16 protein-coding genes are annotated in these 21,434 nt (G+C 69.6%); 6 read left to right on the top strand and 10 right to left on the bottom strand.

The annotated features are described in order from the left end of the window. Window positions 1-54: 54 nt before the first annotated feature. The 4 genes from Q9R26_RS05320 to Q9R26_RS05305 all read right to left on the bottom strand — a co-directional run bounded on the left by Q9R26_RS05320 (window position 55) and on the right by Q9R26_RS05305 (window position 5,183). On the bottom strand, window positions 55-486 hold the full coding sequence (locus tag Q9R26_RS05320; protein WP_311226739.1) for a prepilin-type N-terminal cleavage/methylation domain-containing protein: 432 nt from the start codon (window positions 484-486) through the stop codon (window positions 55-57). A 184-nt stretch (window positions 487-670) separates the two neighbouring features. Beyond that, on the bottom strand, window positions 671-1,903 hold the full coding sequence (locus tag Q9R26_RS05315; protein ID WP_311226738.1) for a type II secretion system F family protein: 1,233 nt from the start codon (window positions 1,901-1,903) through the stop codon (window positions 671-673). Next, window positions 1,903-3,495 carry a type IV pilus twitching motility protein PilT gene (locus tag Q9R26_RS05310; RefSeq protein ID WP_311226737.1) on the bottom strand — a complete coding sequence of 531 codons (1,593 nt, stop codon included), beginning with the start codon at window positions 3,493-3,495 and terminating at the stop codon, window positions 1,903-1,905. Before Q9R26_RS05310 ends, Q9R26_RS05315 begins: the two co-directional genes overlap by 1 nt. Window positions 3,496-3,515: 20 nt before the next feature. Further along, entirely contained in the window at window positions 3,516-5,183 is a 1,668-nt protein-coding gene (locus tag Q9R26_RS05305; RefSeq protein ID WP_182064373.1) for a GspE/PulE family protein, read from the bottom strand. A gap of 400 nt (window positions 5,184-5,583) precedes the next feature. Between Q9R26_RS05305 and Q9R26_RS05300 the strand changes: the two genes are divergently transcribed. Continuing rightward, on the top strand, window positions 5,584-5,979 hold the full coding sequence (locus Q9R26_RS05300) for a VOC family protein (protein WP_071245506.1): 396 nt from the start codon (window positions 5,584-5,586) through the stop codon (window positions 5,977-5,979). Between the two features lie 129 nt (window positions 5,980-6,108). Here Q9R26_RS05300 and rpoC read toward each other — a convergent pair whose 3' ends face one another. From rpoC to Q9R26_RS05270, 6 genes are all read right to left on the bottom strand, one after another. Continuing rightward, window positions 6,109-9,990, bottom strand: a complete 3,882-nt coding sequence (gene rpoC, locus Q9R26_RS05295) for a DNA-directed RNA polymerase subunit beta' (protein ID WP_111191875.1) — start codon at window positions 9,988-9,990, stop codon at window positions 6,109-6,111. Between the two features lie 44 nt (window positions 9,991-10,034). Beyond that, the gene (gene rpoB / locus Q9R26_RS05290) at window positions 10,035-13,523 is read right to left on the bottom strand and encodes a DNA-directed RNA polymerase subunit beta (RefSeq protein ID WP_182064374.1); all 3,489 of its coding nucleotides are present in this window, start codon (window positions 13,521-13,523) and stop codon (window positions 10,035-10,037) included. Window positions 13,524-13,924: 401 nt separating this feature from the next. Beyond that, the gene (locus Q9R26_RS05285) at window positions 13,925-14,560 is read right to left on the bottom strand and encodes a hypothetical protein (protein ID WP_311226736.1); all 636 of its coding nucleotides are present in this window, start codon (window positions 14,558-14,560) and stop codon (window positions 13,925-13,927) included. A 331-nt stretch (window positions 14,561-14,891) separates the two neighbouring features. Further along, window positions 14,892-15,563, bottom strand: coding sequence for a response regulator transcription factor (locus tag Q9R26_RS05280; RefSeq protein WP_311226735.1), 672 nt, complete (start codon window positions 15,561-15,563; stop codon window positions 14,892-14,894). Then, entirely contained in the window at window positions 15,560-16,774 is a 1,215-nt protein-coding gene (locus tag Q9R26_RS05275) for a histidine kinase (RefSeq protein WP_311226734.1), read from the bottom strand. The genes Q9R26_RS05280 and Q9R26_RS05275 overlap by 4 nt, the downstream gene beginning before the upstream one ends. Next, window positions 16,771-17,292 (bottom strand): hypothetical protein, encoded by a 522-nt coding sequence (locus Q9R26_RS05270; RefSeq protein WP_311226733.1) that lies wholly within the window; start codon window positions 17,290-17,292, stop codon window positions 16,771-16,773. The genes Q9R26_RS05275 and Q9R26_RS05270 overlap by 4 nt, the downstream gene beginning before the upstream one ends. A gap of 130 nt (window positions 17,293-17,422) precedes the next feature. Here Q9R26_RS05270 and Q9R26_RS05265 point away from each other — a divergent pair, with 130 nt between their 5' ends. The 5 genes from Q9R26_RS05265 to Q9R26_RS05245 all read left to right on the top strand — a co-directional run bounded on the left by Q9R26_RS05265 (window position 17,423) and on the right by Q9R26_RS05245 (window position 21,350). Beyond that, the gene (locus Q9R26_RS05265; RefSeq protein WP_262139439.1) at window positions 17,423-18,265 is read left to right on the top strand and encodes a spermidine synthase; all 843 of its coding nucleotides are present in this window, start codon (window positions 17,423-17,425) and stop codon (window positions 18,263-18,265) included. Between the two features lie 108 nt (window positions 18,266-18,373). Continuing rightward, the gene (locus Q9R26_RS05260; RefSeq protein WP_311226732.1) at window positions 18,374-19,147 is read left to right on the top strand and encodes a DUF4064 domain-containing protein; all 774 of its coding nucleotides are present in this window, start codon (window positions 18,374-18,376) and stop codon (window positions 19,145-19,147) included. A gap of 141 nt (window positions 19,148-19,288) precedes the next feature. Continuing rightward, complete coding sequence (locus tag Q9R26_RS05255) at window positions 19,289-20,119, top strand: hypothetical protein (RefSeq protein WP_311226731.1); 831 nt, start codon at window positions 19,289-19,291, stop codon at window positions 20,117-20,119. Further along, the gene (locus Q9R26_RS05250; protein ID WP_311226730.1) at window positions 20,116-20,607 is read left to right on the top strand and encodes a SprT-like domain-containing protein; all 492 of its coding nucleotides are present in this window, start codon (window positions 20,116-20,118) and stop codon (window positions 20,605-20,607) included. Before Q9R26_RS05255 ends, Q9R26_RS05250 begins: the two co-directional genes overlap by 4 nt. 47 nt (window positions 20,608-20,654) lie before the next feature. Beyond that, complete coding sequence (locus Q9R26_RS05245) at window positions 20,655-21,350, top strand: CGNR zinc finger domain-containing protein (RefSeq protein WP_182064383.1); 696 nt, start codon at window positions 20,655-20,657, stop codon at window positions 21,348-21,350. Window positions 21,351-21,434: the final 84 nt, after the last annotated feature.

Here is a 21,434-nt window from a genome sequence, read left to right as displayed (position 1 = left end):
CTCGTGTGGGCGCCGGCCTCGACGAGGCGGCGCCCACACGGTCAACGGCGAGTGTCAGCAGCCCCCGGTCTTCACGCCGTCGGTCTCGTTGGCGGAGAAGATTTTGGTGGTCGAGCTCGTGCCCTGGACACAGAAGCCGGTTGCTGTCTTCTTGTAGGAGAGCGCGGTCGTGCTGGACCCCTTGGTGACACCGGCGCTCTTGTAGTCGCCCGCGATCAGGTCCGCGTCGGTGATGGTCGCGGGGAAGGCGCCGTCACCCTGCGAGGCGACGCTAACGATCGCAGTCTTTGCGTTTGCAACGTCGGACTTAACCGACGAGTCCTTCGCGTTGTTCTGCACACCGATGTAGACCGGGATGGCGATCGCGGCGAGGATGCCGATGATGATGACGACGACGAGCAGCTCGATGAGCGTGAAGCCCTTCTCGCCGTCCTTCAGGAGACCCTTGCGGCGAGCGTCGAGCTTGCCCATGAGAGCGAAGTACATGGTTTTTCCATTCTGCGGGGAATGTTTGGGAAATGGGTTCGGGGCTTGCTCGGCCGCCGCAGATCAGCGTATTCGGGGCACATCGAGCGGCCAATCCCGAGAACGGGGGCCATGTTGGGCGCAAAACACCCCCAGTGCGGGGGATGGCCGATATCGACAATGCCCCCGCATGGGGGTGGAATGACTAGGAAGCGTTCTGTACGACGTTGGTGATCTGGAAGATCGGCATGTACAGCGCGATGATCATCCCGCCCACCACCACCCCCAGGAACGCGATGAGCAGCGGCTCGATCAGCGAGGTCAGGGCGTCTGTGGTCGACTCGACCTCGGCGTCGTAGAACACCGCGATCTTCTCGAGCATGATCTCGAGGGAACCGGCGTCTTCGCCGACAGCGACCATCTGCGTCACCATTGCCGGGAAAACCGATTGCGCAGCGAGCGGCACCGCGATCGATTCGCCTTTCCGCACCGCCTCTGTGACATTGTCGAGCGCGCGCTTCACGACGAAGTTGTTCGACACTTCCCCGACGATCCGCAATGCCTGCAGAATGGGAACACCCGCGCCGATCATGTTCGAGAAATTACGGGCGAACCGAGCGATGACGATCTTCTTCTGCAAGGGGCCGAAGACGGGCAGCCGCAAGGTGATCGGATCGATGAACGCCCGGACGCGTTCGGTGTTCTTGTTCGCCCGCCACCAGAGCCACGCCAGCACGACGACGATCGCCAGCGGGATCGCGATGTACCGCATGGCGTGTGACAGCGTCACGAGGATCTGCGTCGGCAGCGGGAGCGTGCCGCCGAGTGACGAGAACATGTCCTGGAAGATCGGGACGATGAAGACGAGCATGATGGCGACCGCCACCAGGGACATCACGAGCACGACCACCGGGTAGGTCATCGCCGACTTGATCGTCGAGCGGAGCTTGTGCTCCTTCTCGAAGTTCGTCGCGATGGAGTCCATGGCCTGGTCGAGGAAGCCGCCGGTCTCCCCCGCACGGATCATGTTGATCATGATCGGTGGGAAGTCGACCGGGTACTTCGCGACGGCGTCGGAGAACGAGACGCCGCGCTCGACGTCGTCGCGCACCTTGCCGAGGATGTCCTTGAGCTTCTTGTTCTCGGTCTGGTCGGACAGGATCGTGAGGGTCCGCAGGAGCGAGAGCCCCGAGGTGAGCATCGTCGAGGCCTGCCGCGACATGATCGCGAGGTCCTTGAGCCCGACGCCCTTCTCGAACCCGGGGATCTTGATCTCGGTCTGCAGTCCGGTGCCGGCCTTGGCCTCGGTGATGGCGATCGGCGAGACGCCCATCCCCCGGAGACGCTGGACGACGGCCCCTTCGGACGCGGCGTCGAGGCGGCCCTTCACGAGCTTGCCGGCGCCGTCCCGCCCGCGGTAGTCGAACGCGAGTGACATCAGTAGCCTCCGGAGAACTTGTCGCCGAAGTCGATGCCGCTGGCGGCGATCGCGGCGGCCGAGGAGTCGGACGGGGACTCGACGCGCTGGACGAGCCGGTCGAAGCCCTCTTCGTCGTGCACCTTCTCCATCGCGGCCTTGCGCGAGATGGTGCCGACGTTGACCAGTTCGGCGAGGTCCTGGTCCATGGTGTGCATGCCGAGGTCACGGCCTGCCTGCATGGCGGAGGTGATCTGGTACGTCTTGCCCTCGCGGATGAGGTTGCCGATGGCCGGCGTGATCGTCATGATCTCGGTGGCGACGACCCGGCCGACGCCGTTGGCCTTCGGCACGAGGGTCTGGCAGACGACACCCTGCAGGGTGGCCGCGAGCTGGGTGCGGATCTGCCCCTGCTGGTGCGGCGGGAAGACGTCGATGACGCGGTCGATCGTGCCCGGTGCGCTCTGCGTGTGCAGGGTGGCGAACACCAGGTGGCCGGTCTCGGCAGCGGTGAGCGCGACGGAGATGGTCTCGAGGTCGCGGAGCTCACCGATCAGGATGACGTCGGGGTCCTGCCGCAGCACGTGCTTGAGCGCGGAGGCGAAGGAGTGGGTGTCGGCGCCGACCTCGCGCTGGTTGATGATCGACCGCTTGTGGTCGTGCATGAACTCGATCGGGTCTTCGACCGTGACGATGTGGTCGGCACGGCTCTCGTTGACCAGGTCGATGAGAGCGGCGAGAGTGGTCGACTTGCCCGAACCGGTCGGACCGGTGACGAGGACCAGGCCACGGGGCAGGCCTGCGAAGTCGCCGACGTGCGCGGGGATCCCGAGCTGCTTGAGCGTCTTGATCCTGGTGGGGATGATGCGGAACGCAGCTCCCCAGTTGCCGCGCTGCTGGTAGTAGTTCACGCGGAAGCGGTACTCCGGCGACAGCGAGTACGCGAAGTCGAGCTCCTGGTCGTGGTCGAACTGCCCGGCCTGTTCGACGGACAGCAGCGTCTTGAGTGCGGCGATGACCTTGCCGCGCGACCACGCGCCTCCGGGCACGGCCGGCCGGAGCGAGCCGTCCACGCGGACGGTGGGCGGGGCGTCGGCCGTGACGTGCAGGTCGGAGGCCCCCTGGTAGACGACCTGCGCCAGTGCGGTGATGAGGTCGGGGTCGGCGACCTCGCGGGCGTGCCGGGCGAAGTCGATGTCGCCGGCCGAGGCCGCGGCGGGGGCCGGAGCAGGTGTCGGCGGTATGGCGTGGTGGGCGCCGCTGTACGCGATGGCCGGCATCTGCTGGGTCGACGGCTCGGCGTACCCGTAGGTGGCGGTCGACGACGGTACCGCGGCGGGCGGCGTCGCCGGAGCGGTGGCGGACTGAGCCACGGGCGCAGCGACCGGACCACCCGCGGGCCCGGCGGCCGGGCTGACCACGGGCGTGCCGGCGGGCGCGGGCCACACCGCCGAGTCGTCCGTCAGGTCGTAGACCTGCTCCGGCGGGGCGGCGGCGGCCGCGGCCAGACGCGCGGCACGGCGGGAGCCGACCTCGGCGCCGGGGGTGCCGGGGTGCCACCCGGCGACGGGCTCGTCGCCGGGCATGGTGATGTCGTACACGGAGTCGGTCATCTGCTCGTCCTGTTCCCCGGTCACGCGACGACGCGCAGGATCTCGTCGACGCTCGTCATACCGAGCTTGACCTTCTCGAAGCCGTCCTGGCGGAGCGTGAGCATGCCCTGCTGCTGGGCGACGCGGCTGATCTCCGCGCTCGAGGCACGACCGACGGCGAGCCGCTCGATCTCCTCGGTCACGGTCATGACCTCGTGCAGGGCGATGCGGCCGCGGTACCCGGTGTTCGAGCACACCGCGCAGCCGACCGGGGCGAAGAACGCGGGCATCTCGTCGCCGGCGCGCAGGAACCCGAGCGCCTGGAGCTGCTCGATCTCGTACACGGCTGGCGCCTTGCACCGGTCGCACAGCCGGCGGGCGAGTCGCTGGGCGACGACGGAGTCGAGGGCGGACCCGACCAGGAACGGCTCGATGTCCATCTCGGTCAGGCGGGTCACGGCTGACGGAGCGTCGTTGGTGTGCAGGGTCGAGAGCACGAGGTGCCCGGTGAGCGAGGCCTCGATCGCGATCTGGGCGGTCTCGTGGTCGCGGATCTCACCGAGCAGCACGACGTCGGGGTCGGAGCGGAGGATCGAGCGGAGCGCGGACGCGAACGTCAGGCCGGCCTTCGGGTTGACCTGCACCTGGTTGATGCCGGCCATCCGGTACTCGACCGGGTCCTCCACCGTGATGACGTTGATCTCGGGCTTCGCGACGGCGTTGAGGGTCGTGTACAGCGTCGTCGACTTGCCCGAACCGGTCGGACCGGTGACCAGGATCATGCCGTACGGCTTCGAGTAGGACCGCTGGTACGCCTGGAAGTTCTGCTCGAGGAGGTTGAGGTCCTTGAGGGTCAGCGAGGTGTTCGTGTTGTCGAGGATCCGCATGACGACCTTCTCGCCCCACACGGTGGGCAGCGTCGCGACGCGGAGGTCGATCTGCCGGCCGCCGTGCCGGACGGACATGCGGCCGTCCTGCGGCTTGCGACGCTCGGCGATGTCGATGTCGCTCATGATCTTCAGGCGGCTGATCACGCCGTTCTGGATGTTCTTCGGCGCCGGCGCCATCTCGTGCAGCACACCGTCGATGCGGTACCGGATCCGGACCTCGTGCTCGCCGGGCTCGATGTGGATGTCGGACGCGTGGTCCTGGATGGCCTGCGACACGAGCAGGTTCACGAACCGGACGATCGGGACGTCGTCGAGGGCACCGTCGGCGATGTCGACCTGCGCACTCGAGGTCGTCGACGCTTCTTCTTCGAGCGACGACGTCAGGTCGTTGAGTTCGTCGTCGGCGCGCAGGTACCGGTCGAGGGCGGCGACGAGGTCGCGCTCCTCGACCTGCAGCGGCTTGATCGCTCGGCCGGACGCCGTCCGGGCGTCGTCGATCGCGAGCACGTTCGTGGGGTTCACCATCGCGAGGATGAGCAGGTCGCCCTCGAAGCCGACACCGAGCACGCCGTGACGCCGGCACAGCGGCGCCGGCAGGATCGACACCGCGGTGCCGTCGACGGGGTAGTCGCTCAACGGGACGGTGCGCGAGTTGTTCGACGCGGCCCGGGCGGTGATGAACTGGGCCTCGCTCACGACGCCCTGGTCGACCAGGCCGCGGATGGCGCGCTCGTCGAGGTCCTCGTCGCCCGTCATCGCATCGAGGTGCTCGATGGGCAGGGCGCCGTTCAGGATGAGGATCTCGGACAGGGTCGCCATGAGTCCCGTGCCTCCTTGGACTCGCGCACGGCGAGACGTCGTCGGGTGATGCGCCACCAGGGTTGTGGCGCCCGACCACGCTACTTCTGGGGCCCTGGCCGACCGCAGTCCCAGAAAGAGGGGGCGGAAGGGGTCCGGCTGCACCCAGAACTGGGGTCCACGACCGGTTCGGCCCCGGTCCGGGGGACGCCTCGGCCGGTTCGCGGTGGTCGTCGGAGGATGCATGTCCGCCAGCCTCCCGGACCCCCTACCGATTCCGGGACCCTGGCGAGCGGTCCGTGGAGAACGTCGGCGTGACAAGGGGTGTTGAGGAACGAGGCCGCCGTCCGACGCGGGCCGGACAGCGCGGCACCGCGGAATCCCTCTCGACGCGCGCCCCCACCCGGGCACATGATGAGACATGGACATCACGAGCGTGACCGTGGGGTTGCCCGTCAGCGACATCGAGGCGTCCTGCCTCTGGTACGGCGCGGTCTTCGAGCGCACCGAGCCGGACCTCGAGCCCGAGGACGGCGTCGCCGAGTACGAGGTCGGCGGCATCTGGATCCAGCTCTACGTCGACGAACAGGCCGAGGAGAACCCGGTCAGCGTCCGCTTCGGCGTCGACGACGTCGCCGCGCAGCACGCACGCATCGGCGCGCTCGGCATCGACATCGGCCCCGTCGAGTGCGTCGACGGTGCGGTCGACTGGTTCGACGTCCGCGACCCGGACGGCAACGTGCTGAGCCTGTTCTCGCTGGTCGACGAGACCGGTCGCGGTTCCGGCCGCGACAACGGCGCGGGCCGCGCGCTCTAGCCGCGACCCCACGGCGGACGGGAGGCCCGTGGCGGCCCCGCACCGCGCCTCCAGGCCGTCACGTGGTGACGACACGACGAAGGCCCCGTCTCCTTGCGGAGACGGGGCCTTCGTGGGATCACATCAGGCTCAGTTGTACGTGCCCGGCGTGAAGTCGTCCGACGAGAAGCTGTCGAAGTCGACGAAGCTCAGGTCGGCGTCCGAGAACGACGAGTCGTCAGCGAAGATGCGGTTGGGGTACCGCTCCGCCTTCGCCTCTTCGGTCGCGTTCACGTCCACGTCGCGGTACCGGCTGAGGCCCGTCCCGGCGGGGATGAGCTTACCGATGATGACGTTCTCCTTGAGGCCGACGAGGTGGTCCTGCTTGCCCTCCATGGCCGCCTGCGTGAGCACGCGGGTGGTCTCCTGGAAGGAAGCGGCGGACAGCCACGACTCGGTCGCGAGGGACGCCTTCGTGATGCCCATGACCTCCTGGCGAGCCGAGGCGGTCTTGCGACCCTCCTGCAGCGCCGCACGGTTCAGCGCGTTGTAGCGCGACCGGTCGACGAGCTCACCCGGCAGCAGGTCGGTGTCGCCGTGGTCGACGACGGTGACCTTGCGGAGCATCTGGCGGACGATGACCTCGATGTGCTTGTCGTGGATCGGCACACCCTGCGAGCCGTAGACGTCCTGCACACCGTTGACCAGGTGCTTCTGGACCTCTCGGACACCCTTGACCCGGAGGACTTCCTTCGGGTCGACGGTGCCGGCGATGAACTGCTCGCCGAGCTCGACGTGCTGGTTGTCCTCGATGAGGAGCGTCGCACGCTTGAGCACCGGGTAGATGAACGGCTCGTCGCCGTTGTCCGGCGTGAGGATGATCCGACGACCCTTGTCCGTGTCCTCGACCACGACGCGGCCGGGAGCCTCGGCGATCGGGGACGCGCCCTTGGGGGTACGCGCCTCGAAGAGCTCCGTGACACGCGGGAGACCCTGGGTGATGTCGTCGGCCGAGGCCGAACCACCCGTGTGGAAGGTACGCATCGTCAGCTGGGTACCGGGCTCACCGATGGACTGGGCGGCGATGATGCCGACCGCCTCGCCGATGTCGACGAGGTTGCCCGTGGCGAGCGAACGGCCGTAGCACTTCGCGCAGACACCGACGGCGGACTCGCAGGTCAGGACCGAGCGCACCTTGATGCTCTCGACGCCGGCCGCGAGCAGCTTGTCGATGAGCACGTCACCGACGTCCTCACCGGCCTCTGCCACGACCGTGCCCTGTGCGTCCACGGCCTCGGTGGCCAGGGTGCGGGAGTACACGGTGTTCTCGACGCGCGGGTCGCGGACGAGCTTGCCGTCGGCGTCCACGGTCGCGATCGGCAGCTCGAGGCCACGCGTCGTGCCGCAGTCGTCCTCGCGGATGATGACGTCCTGCGAGACGTCCACGAGACGACGGGTGAGGTACCCGGAGTCCGCGGTACGGAGCGCGGTGTCGGCAAGACCCTTACGAGCACCGTGGGTGGCGATGAAGTACTCCGCCACGGTCAGGCCCTCGCGGTACGAGTTGATGATCGGGCGGGCGATGATCTCGCCCTTCGGGTTGTTCACCAGACCACGCATACCGGCGATGTTGCGGACCTGGAGCCAGTTACCACGAGCACCCGACGACACCATGCGGTTGATGGTGTTGTCGACCGGGAAGTTGTCGCGCATCTCCTGCGCGATCTCGTTCGTGGCCTCGGTCCAGATCTTGATCAAGTCGGCGCGACGCTCGGAGTCGGTGATCAGACCCTTGTCGAACTCGCCCTGCACCTTGGCGGCCTGGACCTCGTAGCCCGCGATGATCTCCTTCTTGCGAGGAGGCGTCACGACGTCCGACAGGGCGACGGTCACACCGGAGCGGGTGCCCCAGTAGAAGCCGGCGTCCTTGATCCGGTCGAGCGCAGCGGCCGTCTCGGTCTTGGAGTAGCGCTCGGCGAGGTCGTTGACGATCGCGGAGAGCACGCCCTTGTCCGTGACCTTCTGGACGAACGGGTAGTTCGCCGGGAGGGTCTCGTTGAAGAGCGCACGGCCCAGGGTGGTCTCGAGCAGCACGGTGTCGCCCTGCTCGTAGCCCTCGGGTGCTTCACCCTCGGCGAAGTGGACACCCGTCATGCGGATCTTCACCATCGCGTTGAGGTGCAGCGTGTGCTGGTCGTTCGCCAGGATCGCCTCGGCCACCGACGAGAACGCACGGCCCTCGCCCACGGCGCCCTCGCGGACGGTCGTGAGGTGGTGCAGACCGATGATCATGTCCTGTGCGGGCAGGGTCACCGGGCGGCCGTCGGACGGCTTCAGGATGTTGTTCGAGGCGAGCATCAGGATGCGGGCCTCGGCCTGGGCCTCGACCGACAGCGGCAGGTGCACGGCCATCTGGTCACCGTCGAAGTCCGCGTTGAACGCAGCACACACGAGCGGGTGGAGCTGGATGGCCTTGCCCTCGACGAGCTGCGGCTCGAACGCCTGGATGCCCAGACGGTGCAGCGTCGGCGCACGGTTCAGCAGGACGGGGCGCTCGCGGATGATCTCCTCGAGCACGTCCCACACCTGCGGACGCGAACGCTCGACCATGCGCTTGGCCGACTTGATGTTCTGCGCGTGCGACAGGTCGATGAGGCGCTTGATCACGAACGGCTTGAAGAGCTCGAGCGCCATCTGCTTGGGCAGACCGCACTGGTGCAGCTTCAGCTGCGGGCCGACGATGATGACCGAACGGCCCGAGTAGTCGACGCGCTTGCCGAGCAGGTTCTGGCGGAAACGACCCTGCTTGCCCTTGAGCATGTCGCTCAGGGACTTCAGGGCGCGGTTGCCGGTACCCGTGACCGGACGACCACGACGACCGTTGTCGAACAGCGCGTCAACGGCTTCCTGCAGCATGCGCTTCTCGTTGTTCACGATGATCTCGGGGGCACCGAGGTCGAGCAGGCGGCGGAGACGGTTGTTGCGGTTGATCACACGACGGTAGAGGTCGTTGAGGTCCGACGTGGCGAAACGGCCACCGTCGAGCTGCACCATCGGGCGCAGCTCCGGCGGGATGACCGGCACGACGCCGAGCACCATCGCGGCCGGCGAGTTGCCGGTGGCGAGGAAGGAGCTGACGACGCGCAGACGCTTGATCGCGCGGATCTTCTTCTGGCCCTTGCCCTCGGCGATCTGCAGACGCAGTGCCTCGGCCTCGGCGGCCAGGTCGAACGCCTCGAGCCGGAGCTTGATCGCCTCGGCGCCCATGTAGGCGTCGAAGTAGATCCCGAACCGGTCCTGGAGCTCGTGGAAGACGGCGTCCTCGGGCTTGAGGTCGCCCACCTTGAGGTTGCGGAAGTCCTCCCACACACGCTCGAGACGGGTGATGTCCTCGTCGAACGACTTCCGGACCTGGGACATCTCCTTCTCGGCGGTGTCCTTGGTGCGGCGCTTGACGTCGGCCTTCGCACCCTCTTCCTCAAGGGCTGCGAGGTCGTCCTCGAGCTTCTTGAGGCGGTCGGCGATGATCGAGTCGCGCTGGCCCTCGAGGGTCTTGATCTCGAGACGCATCTCGTTCTCGAGTCCCGGCATGTCCGCGTGACGGCCCTCCTCATCGATGTCGATGATCATGTACGCCGCGAAGTAGATGACCTTCTCGAGGTCCTTCGGCGCCATGTCGAGGAGGTACCCGAGGCGCGACGGGACGCCCTTGAAGTACCAGATGTGCGTGACGGGGGCAGCGAGCTCGATGTGGCCCATGCGCTCACGACGGACCGAGGACTTGGTGACCTCGACGCCGCAGCGCTCGCAGACGATGCCCTTGAACCGGACACGCTTGTACTTGCCGCAGGCGCACTCCCAGTCGCGGGAAGGACCGAAGATCTGCTCGCCGAACAGACCGTCCTTCTCGGGCTTCAGGGTGCGGTAGTTGATGGTCTCCGGCTTCTTGACCTCGCCGTACGACCACTGACGGATGTCCTCGGCGGTCGCGAGGCCGATCCGAATGGCGTCAAAGGAAGTTGCTTCGAGCAATGTTCTTCTCTCTTGCTGATTCAGGCTTCGATGTACGGGCGGGATCAGATGTCGTCGACGGAGGACGACTCGAACCGCGAGGAGATGTTGATGCCCAGCTCCTCCGCAGCGCGGAAGACCTCGTCATCGTTGTCGCGCAGGCTGACCGCCTGGCCGTCGGCCGAGAGGACCTCGACGTTCAGGCAGAGCGACTGCATCTCCTTCATGAGGACCTTGAAGGACTCGGGGATGCCGGGTTCCTGGATGTTCTCGCCCTTGACGATCGCCTCGTAGACCTTCACGCGGCCGAGGATGTCGTCGGACTTGATCGTCAGGAGCTCCTGGAGGGCGTAGGCGGCGCCGTACGCTTCGAGCGCCCACACCTCCATCTCACCGAATCGCTGTCCACCGAACTGCGCCTTACCACCCAGCGGCTGCTGCGTGATCATCGAGTACGGACCGGTCGAACGCGCGTGGATCTTGTCGTCGACCAGGTGGTGCAGCTTGAGGATGTACATGTAGCCGACCGAGACGGGCTCCGGGAACGGCTCGCCGGAGCGGCCGTCGAAGAGCTGCGCCTTGCCGGACGAGCCGATCAGGCGCTCGCCGTCGCGGTTCGGGAGCGTCGAGTCGAGGAGGCCCTCGATCTCGCGCTCGTACGCACCGTCGAACACCGGGGTGGCGACCTTGGTGCCGGGCTCGGCGCTGCGGGCCGCCTCGGGGAGGGCGGAAGCCCACTCCTGGATGCCCTCGACGTTCCAGCCCTGCTTGGCGAGCCACCCGAGGTGGATCTCGAGCACCTGGCCGAAGTTCATGCGGCCGGGGACGCCGAGCGGGTTGAGGACGATGTCGACGGGGGTGCCGTCGGCGAGGAACGGCATGTCCTCGACCGGGAGGATGGTCGAGATGACGCCCTTGTTGCCGTGACGACCGGCGAGCTTGTCACCCGCGGTGATCTTGCGCTTCTGGGCGATGTAGACGACCACGCGCTGGTTGACACCAGAGCCGAGTTCGTCGTCACCGTCCTGCGAGTCGAACACCTTGACGCCGATGATCGTGCCCTCTTCACCGTGGGGCACCTTGAGCGAGGTGTCGCGGACTTCGCGCGACTTCTCGTTGAAGATGGCACGGAGCAGACGCTCCTCGGCGCTCAGCTCGGTCTCGCCCTTCGGCGTGACCTTGCCGACGAGGATGTCGCCGGGGCGGACCTCGGCACCGATGCGGATGATGCCGCGCTCGTCGAGGTCGGCCAGCAGGTCCGGGCTGACGTTGGGGAGGTCACGGGTGATCTCCTCCTTGCCGAGCTTCGTGTCGCGGGCGTCGACCTCGTACTCCTCGATGTGGATCGAGGAGAGCGTGTCGTCCTTGATGAGGTTCTGCGACAGGATCATCGCGTCCTCGTAGTTGTAGCCCTCCCACGGCATGAACGCGACGAGGAGGTTCTTGCCGAGCGCGAGCTCGCCGTTCTCCGTCGCGGGACCGTCGGCGATGACCTCGCCCTGCTCCACGCGCTCGCCTGCGGAGACGATGACGCGGTGGTTGTAGCTCGTGCCCTGGTTGGAGCGGTCGAACTTGCGCAGGTAGTAGGTCTGCGTGCCGCCCTCGTCGAGCTGCAGGGTGACGGCGTCGGCCGAGACCTCGGAGACGACACCGGCCTTGTCGGCGGTGACGACGTCGCCGGCGTCGATGGCCGTGTAGCCCTCCATGCCGGTGCCGACGAGCGGCGACTCGGAACGGAGCAGCGGGACGGCCTGACGCTGCATGTTCGCACCCATGAGGGCGCGGTTCGCGTCGTCGTGCTCGAGGAACGGGATGAGCGACGTCGCGACCGACACCATCTGGCGCGGGGAGACGTCCATGTAGTCGACCTCGTCCTTGGCGACGAGTTCGACCTCGCCACCCTTCTTGCGGACGAGCACCTTGTCGTCGGCGAAGTGGAAGTCGTTCGTCAGCGGGGCGTTGGCCTGCGCGACGACGAAGTCGTCCTCTTCCGAAGCGGTGAGGTAGTCGATGGTCTTCGTGACCTCGCCGTTGACGACGCGACGGTACGGGGTCTCGATGAAGCCGAAGGAGTTGATCCGACCGAACGACGCGAGCGAACCGATCAGGCCGATGTTCGGGCCTTCCGGGGTCTCGATCGGGCACATGCGGCCGTAGTGCGACGGGTGGACGTCACGGACCTCGACGCCGGCACGCTCACGGGACAGACCACCCGGGCCGAGGGCCGAGAGACGACGCTTGTGCGTCAGACCCGCGAGCGGGTTGTTCTGGTCCATGAACTGCGACAGCTGGGACGTTCCGAAGAACTCCTTGATCGCGGCGACGACCGGACGCACGTTGATGAGCGTCTGGGGCGTGATCGCCTCGATGTCCTGCGTGGTCATGCGCTCGCGGACGACGCGCTCCATGCGGGACAGACCCGTGCGGACCTGGTTCTGGATGAGCTCGCCGACGGCGCGGATGCGACGGTTGCCGAAGTGGTCGATGTCGTCCACGTCGAGGCGCAGCTGCACCGGCTCGCCGTCACGGACGCCGTCGATCGTGGTGCGCTCAGCGTGCAGCGACACCAGGTACTTGATCGTCGCGACGATGTCCTTGACGGTGAGCACCGAGTCGGACAGCGGGGCGTCCATGCCGAGCTTGCGGTTGACCTTGTAGCGGCCGACCTTCGCCAGGTCGTAGCGCTTCGGGTTGAAGTAGAAGTTGTCGAGGAGCGCACGCGCGGCCTCGGCAGCGACCTGCTCGCCCGGACGGAGCTTGCGGTAGATGTCCTTGAGCGCCTCTTCCTTCGTGAGGACGGCGTCCTTCTCGAGGGTCGACTCGATCGACGCGAAGCCCTGGAACTCGTCCATGATCTCTTCGCTCGTCAGGCCGAGGGCCTTGAGGAAGACGGTCACGGACTGCTTGCGCTTGCGGTCGATGCGCACGCCCACCTGGTCGCGCTTGTCGATCTCGAACTCGAGCCAGGCACCACGCGACGGGATGATCCGCGCCGAGTAGATGTCCTTGTCGGAGGTCTTCTCCTGCTGGCGCTCGAAGTACACGCCGGGCGAACGGACGAGCTGCGACACGACGACGCGCTCGGTGCCGTTGATGATGAACGTGCCGCGTTCGGTCATGAGCGGGAAGTCGCCCATGAAGACCGTCTGCGTCTTGATCTCACCCGTCATGTGGTTCATGAACTCGGCGTTGACGTACAGCGGAGCGGCGTAGGTCTTGCCGCGCTCCTTGCAGTCGTCGATCGAGTACTTCGGGTCTTCGAGCTCCGGCGCGGTGAACGAGAGCTGCATGGTCTCGCCGAGGTCCTCGATCGGGGAGATCTCCTCGAAGATCTCCTCGAGCCCCGAGTGCAGCGCGAGGTCGGTACGACCCTGCTCCTGCCCTTCGGCGAGGCGGGCCTTCCAGACGTCGTTGCCGACGAGCCAGTCGAAGCTCTCCGTCTGGAGTGCGAGCAGATCAGGAACCGTGAGGGTGTCCGTGATCTTGGCGAACGAGAGTCGCGAGTGGTTGCGACCGTTCTTGGGGTTGGTGGATGCGTTGGGCGCAGCAGCCAAGGGTGTGACCTCCGGTAGGCCCCGTCGGGCCGACACTGACGAGCAGTGTGTAGGTGAGTGGATTGATCGCTCGGCGAACCCTGAGATGCAAGCCCTGCGACCACGCCGACGCGTGCCTGACGCAGAACGTCGGTGCACGTGTGGGATGATCTCCGTGAGCGGTACCCGCCGCCATATACGGGTCCGGCTGCACCAGGGCGAGATGAGTTTCTGTCTCAGAACTCTGCGTCGACCGCAATATGACGACACGGATGCCAGGGAGCGCGAACTGTCATCATAGTTCGCTCCGTGGCGCGCTGTCCAGTCCCGGCTTGACCGGATTCGGCAGTGGCGTGTATAAGCCGCCACACGCCGCTTCCATTCCCGCGGTCAGCAGGGTTCCGGATCAGCGGAGCCCCCGATCAGCCGAGGCGCTCGCGCTCGCCGTGATCCGCGCCTCCCGGCCCGCCCGGCAGTCCCGCCAGCGCACGGAACGCGTCCTCCGGGCGACGTGTGCGGACGAACGTGACCCGGCCCCGGTCGTCGGTGAGCTCGATCCCGAGCCCGGGCGTGAGGATGAGCGCACGCTCGCCGCGACGGATCCGCAGGCCGACGCCACCGTAGGTGGCCGCGTCCGCCTCGACCAGACGGACGTCGGTGATCCGCCGGCGCGGGATGCGCCGCGGCGGGAGCGGACGGAAGTGCAGGGTCACGTGCCGCTCGGTGACGGTGAACCCGGCACGGGCGAGCAGGAGCAGCGACCCGAGGGCGACGGCGAGCAGGGCCGGCACCAGCAGGGCGACCTCCGGCGCGTCCCCGGGCCAGCCGAGCACGGCGGCGGACAGGCCGGCGCCACCGAGGAGCAGCGTCGTGCCGACGACCCGCATCCAGGTGGGCGCCGTCTCGCGGTCGGCGTGGAACGGCAGGGCGGCGCGGGACGGATGGGCGGCGCGGGACGGCCGGGAGGCCCGGGCCGACCGGGTAGGTCGGGTTCCGGACCGGCGGGTGTCCGGGTCGGCGAGGCGTGCGGTGGGCACGCTCATGGTGTCGGCGGTCATGACGGAGGTCTCCTGCGGCGGATCAGCAGTGGTGCACTCGTCATCGGGTGCGGTGCGTTCGACGGCCAGCGCGCGCGGGTGGCCGGAGGGGTGGCGCGCAGCAGCACGCCGACGACGCGCACGCTCGAGCGGTGGGGACGCTCACGGGCACGTCGTGGTCACGGTGTCCGGGCGGACGCGTGGTGTGTGGGGCACACACGCATCGACGCTCTGGCGCCGTGACGACAGGCGTCAACGGTACGCAACGAGTCTTGGCGTCCGCTGGTCGTCCATGTGTACGCATTCACGTGTCCGCAGTGCGTCGCCTGGGGGCGACGGGTGCTGCCGACGGTCAGCGCAGGACGCGGGCGACGGCCTCCGCGCGGGTCCGGACCCCGAGCTTCGCGAACACCTGGTTCACGTACGACTTCACGGTGGGCACCGTCAGGAACAGCTCGGCGGCGATCTGCGCGTTCGTCCGGCCGTCCGCGATCCGCTCGAGGACGTCCACCTCGCGCGGGGTGAGGTCCGGGAACCGCGCACCGAGCGGCGGAACGGGACCAGGTGACGCAGGCGGAGCGGAACCGGCAGCGGCAGCGGCACCACCGGCGAGGCGCGCCACCAGCCGCGCCCCCACGGTCGCGTCGAAGGTCGACTGCCCGGCGGCCACCGCACGCACCGCGGTCGCGATCTCCGCCCGCCCGGCGTCCTTCGTCAGGTAGCCGCGGGCACCCGCCCGCAGCGCGGTGACGACGGAGTCGTCGTCGGCGTAGGTCGTCAGCACCAGGACCGCCACCCCGGGGTGCTCGGCGACGATCCGCGCGGTGGCGGTCGGTCCGTCGACACCCGGCATCCGCAGGTCCATCAGGACGACGTCGGGCGAGTGCAGGTCGACGGCGGCGATCGCCTCGGCACCGTCCGCCGCCTGCCCGACGACCCGCAGGTCGGGCACGAGCGACAGCACCGTCACCAGGCCGTCGCGGACGATGGCCTGGTCGTCGACCACGAGCACCCGGATGGTCACGAGCGGTCGTCCTCGACGGCGACCGCAGCGTCCGCGGTCCCCGGATCGACCGGGTCGTCGACGGGCAGGTGCATGGCGACGACGAACTCGTCGTCGGAACGCTCGGCCTCCACCGTGGCCTCGCTGCCGAGTTCCGCGAACCGCTCGCGCATCCCGAGCACCCCCTGTCCACCGCTCGGCAGCGGGTTGGCCACGACGACGTCCACGGCGTCGCCGTCCCGGATCACGGACAGGGACACGGGGTGGCCGGGAGCGTGCCTGCGGGCGTTGCTGAGGGCCTCCCGGACGACCTGGACCACGGCGGCCCGGTGGGCCTCGTCGAGGACCGCGAGGGTCACGTCGCCCTGCACGACGACCTCGCCGCCGAACGAGCGGTGCGCGTCGAGCAGGGCCGTCAGGGCCGACGCGTGGTCGGCGGACGGACTGGAGGCACGGGTCGGCTCCGGCTGGCCGGGCTGCGGCTCGTCGCGGAGCGCGTGCACCGCACGCCGCGCCTCGGCCAGACCGTCCGCGGCCAGCGCGCGCGCTTCGCCGGCCCGGCGGGTGGCCTCGTCGACGCGGCCGGCCTCGAGCAGGGCCTCGACCGCGTCGAGCTGCAGGACCAGGCCGCCGAGCGAGTGGGCGAGGACGTCGTGGATGTCCCGGGACGCCCGCGACCGGTCGGCGAGGAGCCGTGCGCGCTGCTGCTGCCGCTCGGTCTCGCGGGCCTGCGCCGTCGTGATCCGGACCTGCCGACGGCTGAAGCCGGCGAGGACGCCGAGCAGGAGCCCGCCGCTCACGCCGAGGACGAACTGCACCGACGTCTGCTCGAGCGTCGCGGTGCCGGCCACCACCACGACGGCGGCGAGCGCGGCGACCGCCGCCGTCCACACCGGCAGGCGGAGGTCGGCGCCGAGGACGACGAGTCCGACGATCACCGGGACGACCAGGAGCGAGTCGGTCGGCACCACGGTGAGCGATCCGGCGGCGACCATCACACCGGCGGCGACGACCAGCACACGGGGTGTGCGTGCCCCTTCGCGGGCGGCCCAGGCGCCGAGCGCCACGGCCCCGACGACCCAGACCCACGCCGGGTGGTGGAGCAGGAGGCCGTTCCGGACGAACCAGGAGGCGACCACGGCGATCCCGACGGCGTTGAGCCCCCAGGAGAGCACCGAGCGGGACCGGACCCCGGCTGGGTCGGTCCGGTCCGGGTCGGTCGGCAGGCTCACCGCACCATCATGCCGCGGTGAGTGGCTTCCGACCGGTCGCCGCCGCGGGGGATGCGCTGGTCGACGACCAGGGCACGGGCGGCACGGTTCAGGGCGAGCACGAGCAGGATCGTGCCGGTCGAGGTGAGCAGGTGTGCGCCGAGGTGGTCGCCGAGGACGTCGAGCCCGACGCGGGCGGCGATCAGGACGATCCAGAGCGCGGCGCCGAGCCAGCCCGTGCGGGACTGCAGGGTGCGGCCCCTGTCGTCCGGGGTCGTGACGGTGCGGAACCGGGTCATCGCCCCCATCGCGATGCCGACGGCGACGGTGAGCAGGGCCTCGAGGCCGAGGAACACGACGTCGGTGGTGGTGACGGTCGTCGTGGTCTGTGCGAGGACGACCACGCCGACGATCGCCATGACGAGCGGTCCCCGCCAGATGCGCGCCGGGTCGAGGGACCGCCAGGTCGCCTGCCGGTACGCCAGGAAGCCGACGAGGGCGAGGCCGATGAGCACGTTCGCGAGGAGCGGGACCGACATGGTGTGCCTTTCGAGGTGGTCCGGCGGGCTGTCCCGACCGGTGCGACCAGCCTCGTTCCGGGCGTCCCGCGGGCACACCAACCAGGGGTGGGGACGCGGGTGGTGATCGCGGTGGTGTTCCATTGACCGCATGGGTGATGCGTTCGACGGGTTCCGGATCGGTGCGGGGTACTCGGTGGTGGAGCCCGACCGGCACCGACCGGGGTCCTTCACCCTGGTGGTGGACGGGACCCCGCAGTCGCACGTGGACCTCGAGGACCCGACCCACCTGGCGTTCGAGTACATCCGGCGGATCGGGCACGCGATCGACCTGCTGCCGGACGGCCCGATCACGGCGCTGCACCTGGGCGCCGGCGCCCTCACCCTGCCCCGCTACGTCGCGGTGACCCGCCCGGGCTCGCGGCAGCAGGTGATCGAGCTCGAGCGCGACCTGGTCGAGCACGTGCGGGAGGCCCTGCCGTTCCCCCGCGGCGCGTCGATCCGGGTGCGGTACGGCGACGCCCGGGAGGTTCTCGGCAAGCTGCCCGCCGGGCTCCGCGGCACCGTGGACCTGGCGGTGGTGGACGTCTTCGGCGGTTCGCAGATCCCCGCCCACGTGACGAGCGTCGAGTTCTACCGCGAGGTCGCCGCGTTCCTGTCGCCGACCGGCATCGTCGCGGTGAACGTGGCCGACGGCGCCGGCTTGGCGTTCGCCCGGGGGCAGGCCTCGACGCTGCAGTCGGTGCTGCCGTCGGTCGCCGCGGTCGCGGACACCGGCATGCTCAAGGGCCGCCGGTTCGGGAACATCGTGCTGCTCGGGTCGCCGACCGACCTGCCGGTGGCGGACATGCCCAGGCGGTACTCGTCCGACCCGATGCCGGCGAAGGTCGTGCACGGTGCGGAGCTCAGGGCGTTCATCGCCGGGGCGCCGATCGTCACCGACCAGACGGCGGTCGCGTCGCCCGAGCCGAACCGGAGCGTGTTCGGGGGCTGACGCCCGCCCGGGGCGTCACCGGGGACGGACTTCGGGCGCTCGGCGGGTCCGGCTGTCAGGATGGTCTGAACGACCGCGCAGCTGCGCGACCGAGCGATGGGAACCCTGATGACGAACGACGACCGGAACGACCAGGACCGGACGGGCGACGGCCAGGCGCCGCGCTGGGGCGACGCCCCGCAGCAGCAGCCCGACGCCGATGCCCCGCGGTACGGCGAGCGGGTGGACCCGGCGCCGACCGCGACCCCGCAGTACGGCGAGCAGTACGGGCAGGGCCAGCAGCAGTACGGGCAGCAGTCCGGGCAGGGCCAGCAGCAGTACGGCCAGCCGAACGGCGAGCAGCAGTACGGCCAGCCGTCGAGCACGCCGAGCTGGAACGACCAGCAGCGCCACGACCAGCACCACGACCAGCAGCCGTACGCCGCTGCGCCCGCTCACTCCGGCGCCCCGGCCTGGCAGAGCCACGACGAGCCGAAGCCCAAGAAGAAGAAGACCGTCGGCATCATCGCCTTCGTGCTCGGCCTGCTCGCGCTCGTGCTCGGCGTCATCGGTGGCTACATCATGGGTTCGGCCATCAGCAACAGCGGTGTGCTCGACCAGATCACGCAGAACGGTTCGACGAACCTCACGCCAGAGCAGATGCAGAGCGAGGTCATGAGCGACCCGGACGTCCGCTCGCAGCTCGTGGGCGGAGTCGCCGTGATCGGCATCGCCGCGTTCCTCGGACTCTGGGCACTCGTGCAGGGCATCATCGCGGCCGTCGCCAAGCGCGGTCGTGTCTGGGGCATCCTGGCGATCGTCCTGGCGGTCGTCGCGACCATCGCCACGTTCGTCACCTACGCCGGCGTGGCCGCTGCCGCCGCCGTGGGCGCCAACTCCTGATCGACCACTCCGAACGGCCCGTCGTGCTCCGGCACGGCGGGCCGTTCGTCGTCCCGGAGGGCACGCGCGGACCGCCGCAGGCGTGCAACCTGAGCGCGTCGCACCGACCGCTCCCGGGAGACCGCGGCTACCCTCGAACCGATGTCCCTCCCGCCCGACGACCGCCAGCAGCCCGACCTGTCCGACCGTTCCCGTGAACCGCGCCACGCGGCTCCCGTGACGGCCGGGGTCAGCCCGGGCAGCACCTTCGCGCCCATCAGCCTGCGACCCGCGGTCGACGTCGACGCCGTGCACCAGCGGCTCCGTGACCTCGGCCAGAGCCGCAGCACCGACGCCCTCGCCGAACGGGCCGAGCTCCTCCGCCTGCTCGGTCGTCTGGACGAGTCGCTCGTCATCGCGGAGGAGGTGTTCCGCCTCGCGATGTTCACCGGAGAGCGCCAGGACAAGGTCGCCGCGCGGATCCGTCGTGCGCACGTCCTGCACGACCTCGGGCGCCACGACCGCGCCGCCAGCGAGGCCGCCATGGCCCGCGACACCGCCGCCACCGAGGAGTGGCCCGAACTCGAGGGCGCAGCAGCCGAGATCGAGGGCTGGTCGCTGTTCGAGAACGACCGCTTCGACGAGGCTCGCGCCGCACTGTCGCGGGCGTACCAGGCCTTCCGGCAGGCGGGGGCGCCGTCCGAGCGCACCGACGCGCTGCGCGCCGCGGTCGAGGCCGCGATGCGGGCCTCGATCACGAACCCGGCGGAACCGTCGGACAAGCCACGGACCGCCCGCGAGGTCGCCGCTCGCCGTGCCGAGGACGACGAACCGACCACGCGCGTCGCCGAGCCGGTGAAGCAGGTCCCACCGATCCGCCGCCGCGTGCTCGGCGCACCCGACGCCGCACGGACCGAGGCCGACGACATCTGGGGCCGGATCGCGGCCCGGGCAGCGAAGAAGGGCCAGGCCGACCCGCGCGCCGAGCAGTGACCGCACTCGAGACCGTCCGGCTCCGCGCCGAAGCGCTCATCGCCGAACACCTCGGCGCCGGGACGTGGGCGTTCGGGTTCGACCACGCCAAGACCCGCGCAGGGCAGTGCGACTTCGCGCGGAAGCGGATCACGGTGAGCCGGCACCTGGCCACCCGGTTCTCCGACGACGACGTCGAACAGGTCCTGCTGCACGAGGTCGCGCACGCCCTCGCCGGCGCCCGGGCAGCACACGGACCCAAGTGGAAGCGCACGGCCGCGGCGATCGGGTACACCGGCTCCCGGCTGCACGACGGGCCGATCGCCAGCGAGCTCGCCCCGTGGATCGGCACCTGCCCCGCGGGACACGAGCACTTCCGGTACCGCACGCCCACCCGTCCCCTGGCCTGCGCCCGCTGTTCCCGGCGGTTCGACGCCCGGAACGTCATCACGTGGCGGCGCCGGACCGCGGACGACGACGTGGCCACGATGGCGTCGACTACCGCATGAGGGTCCCGACGCACGGAGGCGCGCCGGTAACCCGTTAGCCTGGGCGGATGCACACGGGGCAGCACATCCGCACGGACGCCGGTTCCTCCTGGTTCTTCGACGCCGGACGGATCGCGCTCGACTTCGCGCACACGGGTGGCTTCGCCGACGACACCGCCGGACGCCGACCGCGGTCGCAGCTCGGGGAGCTGCTCGCGAGCCCGGCCGACCTGGACGAGTGGCTCAGCGAGCACACCGAGCCGATCGACGTCGGTGCCAGCGCCCGCGAGCTGCAGGACGCCCGCGCCCTGCGTGCCGCGATCGCGCGGCTCGCCGTGGCCGCCGCCCCCGCGCCGGCGAGCACCGCCGCGGAACGCACCGCCGTGGCGGCGGGCCTGCGTGCCGGGGCCGGCCGCACGCGCCCCGCGCCCGACGACATCGACACCGTCAACCTGTTCGCCGCCCTGCCGGACGTGCCCCCGAGCCTCCCGGGTGGCCGACGCCGCGCCGGGGCCAACCGGGTCCGCCTGGCGCAGGCCCTGTCGAGCGTGGCGCGCGATGCCGTCGCGCTCTTCACCGAGGTCGGCTTCGACGACGTCGAGGCCGACGGCCGGCCGACGCGGCTGAGCCGCTGCTCGGCCGAGGACTGCGGCCTCGTGTTCTACGACTCGTCGCGCGGCGGGACCCGGCGCTGGTGCTCGATGCAGCGGTGCGGCAACCGTGCGAAGGTCCGGGCGCACCGCGCCCGCCGCGCCACGGAGTGACCAGGAGCTGACACCTTCCCCTCGTCGTCCGGGAGGGGCGAGTCGCGACACCCCGCGCACCTCCGCCGAGCGGTCACCGACCGT

Source organism: Curtobacterium sp. BRB10 (assembly GCF_031844325.1).
Lineage (GTDB): Bacteria > Actinomycetota > Actinomycetes > Actinomycetales > Microbacteriaceae > Curtobacterium > Curtobacterium poinsettiae_A.
Note: the sequence above shows the minus strand (reverse complement) of the source record. Positions and strands in the feature narration are given on the sequence as shown.

Bases quoted from the DNA above. Each gene is read 5' to 3' on its own strand.
- Q9R26_RS05320 (WP_311226739.1), bottom strand. From the start codon at position 486: ATGTACTTCGCTCTCATGGGCAAGCTCGACGCTCGCCGCAAGGGTCTC.
- Q9R26_RS05315 (WP_311226738.1), bottom strand. From the start codon at position 1,903: ATGTCACTCGCGTTCGACTACCGCGGGCGGGACGGCGCCGGCAAGCTC.
- Q9R26_RS05310 (WP_311226737.1), bottom strand. From the start codon at position 3,495: ATGACCGACTCCGTGTACGACATCACCATGCCCGGCGACGAGCCCGTC.
- Q9R26_RS05305 (WP_182064373.1), bottom strand. From the start codon at position 5,183: ATGGCGACCCTGTCCGAGATCCTCATCCTGAACGGCGCCCTGCCCATC.
- Q9R26_RS05300 (WP_071245506.1), top strand. From the start codon at position 5,584: ATGGACATCACGAGCGTGACCGTGGGGTTGCCCGTCAGCGACATCGAG.
- Q9R26_RS05285 (WP_311226736.1), bottom strand. From the start codon at position 14,560: ATGACCGCCGACACCATGAGCGTGCCCACCGCACGCCTCGCCGACCCG.
- Q9R26_RS05270 (WP_311226733.1), bottom strand. From the start codon at position 17,292: ATGTCGGTCCCGCTCCTCGCGAACGTGCTCATCGGCCTCGCCCTCGTC.
- Q9R26_RS05265 (WP_262139439.1), top strand. From the start codon at position 17,423: ATGGGTGATGCGTTCGACGGGTTCCGGATCGGTGCGGGGTACTCGGTG.
- Q9R26_RS05260 (WP_311226732.1), top strand. From the start codon at position 18,374: ATGACGAACGACGACCGGAACGACCAGGACCGGACGGGCGACGGCCAG.
- Q9R26_RS05255 (WP_311226731.1), top strand. From the start codon at position 19,289: ATGTCCCTCCCGCCCGACGACCGCCAGCAGCCCGACCTGTCCGACCGT.
- Q9R26_RS05245 (WP_182064383.1), top strand. From the start codon at position 20,655: ATGCACACGGGGCAGCACATCCGCACGGACGCCGGTTCCTCCTGGTTC.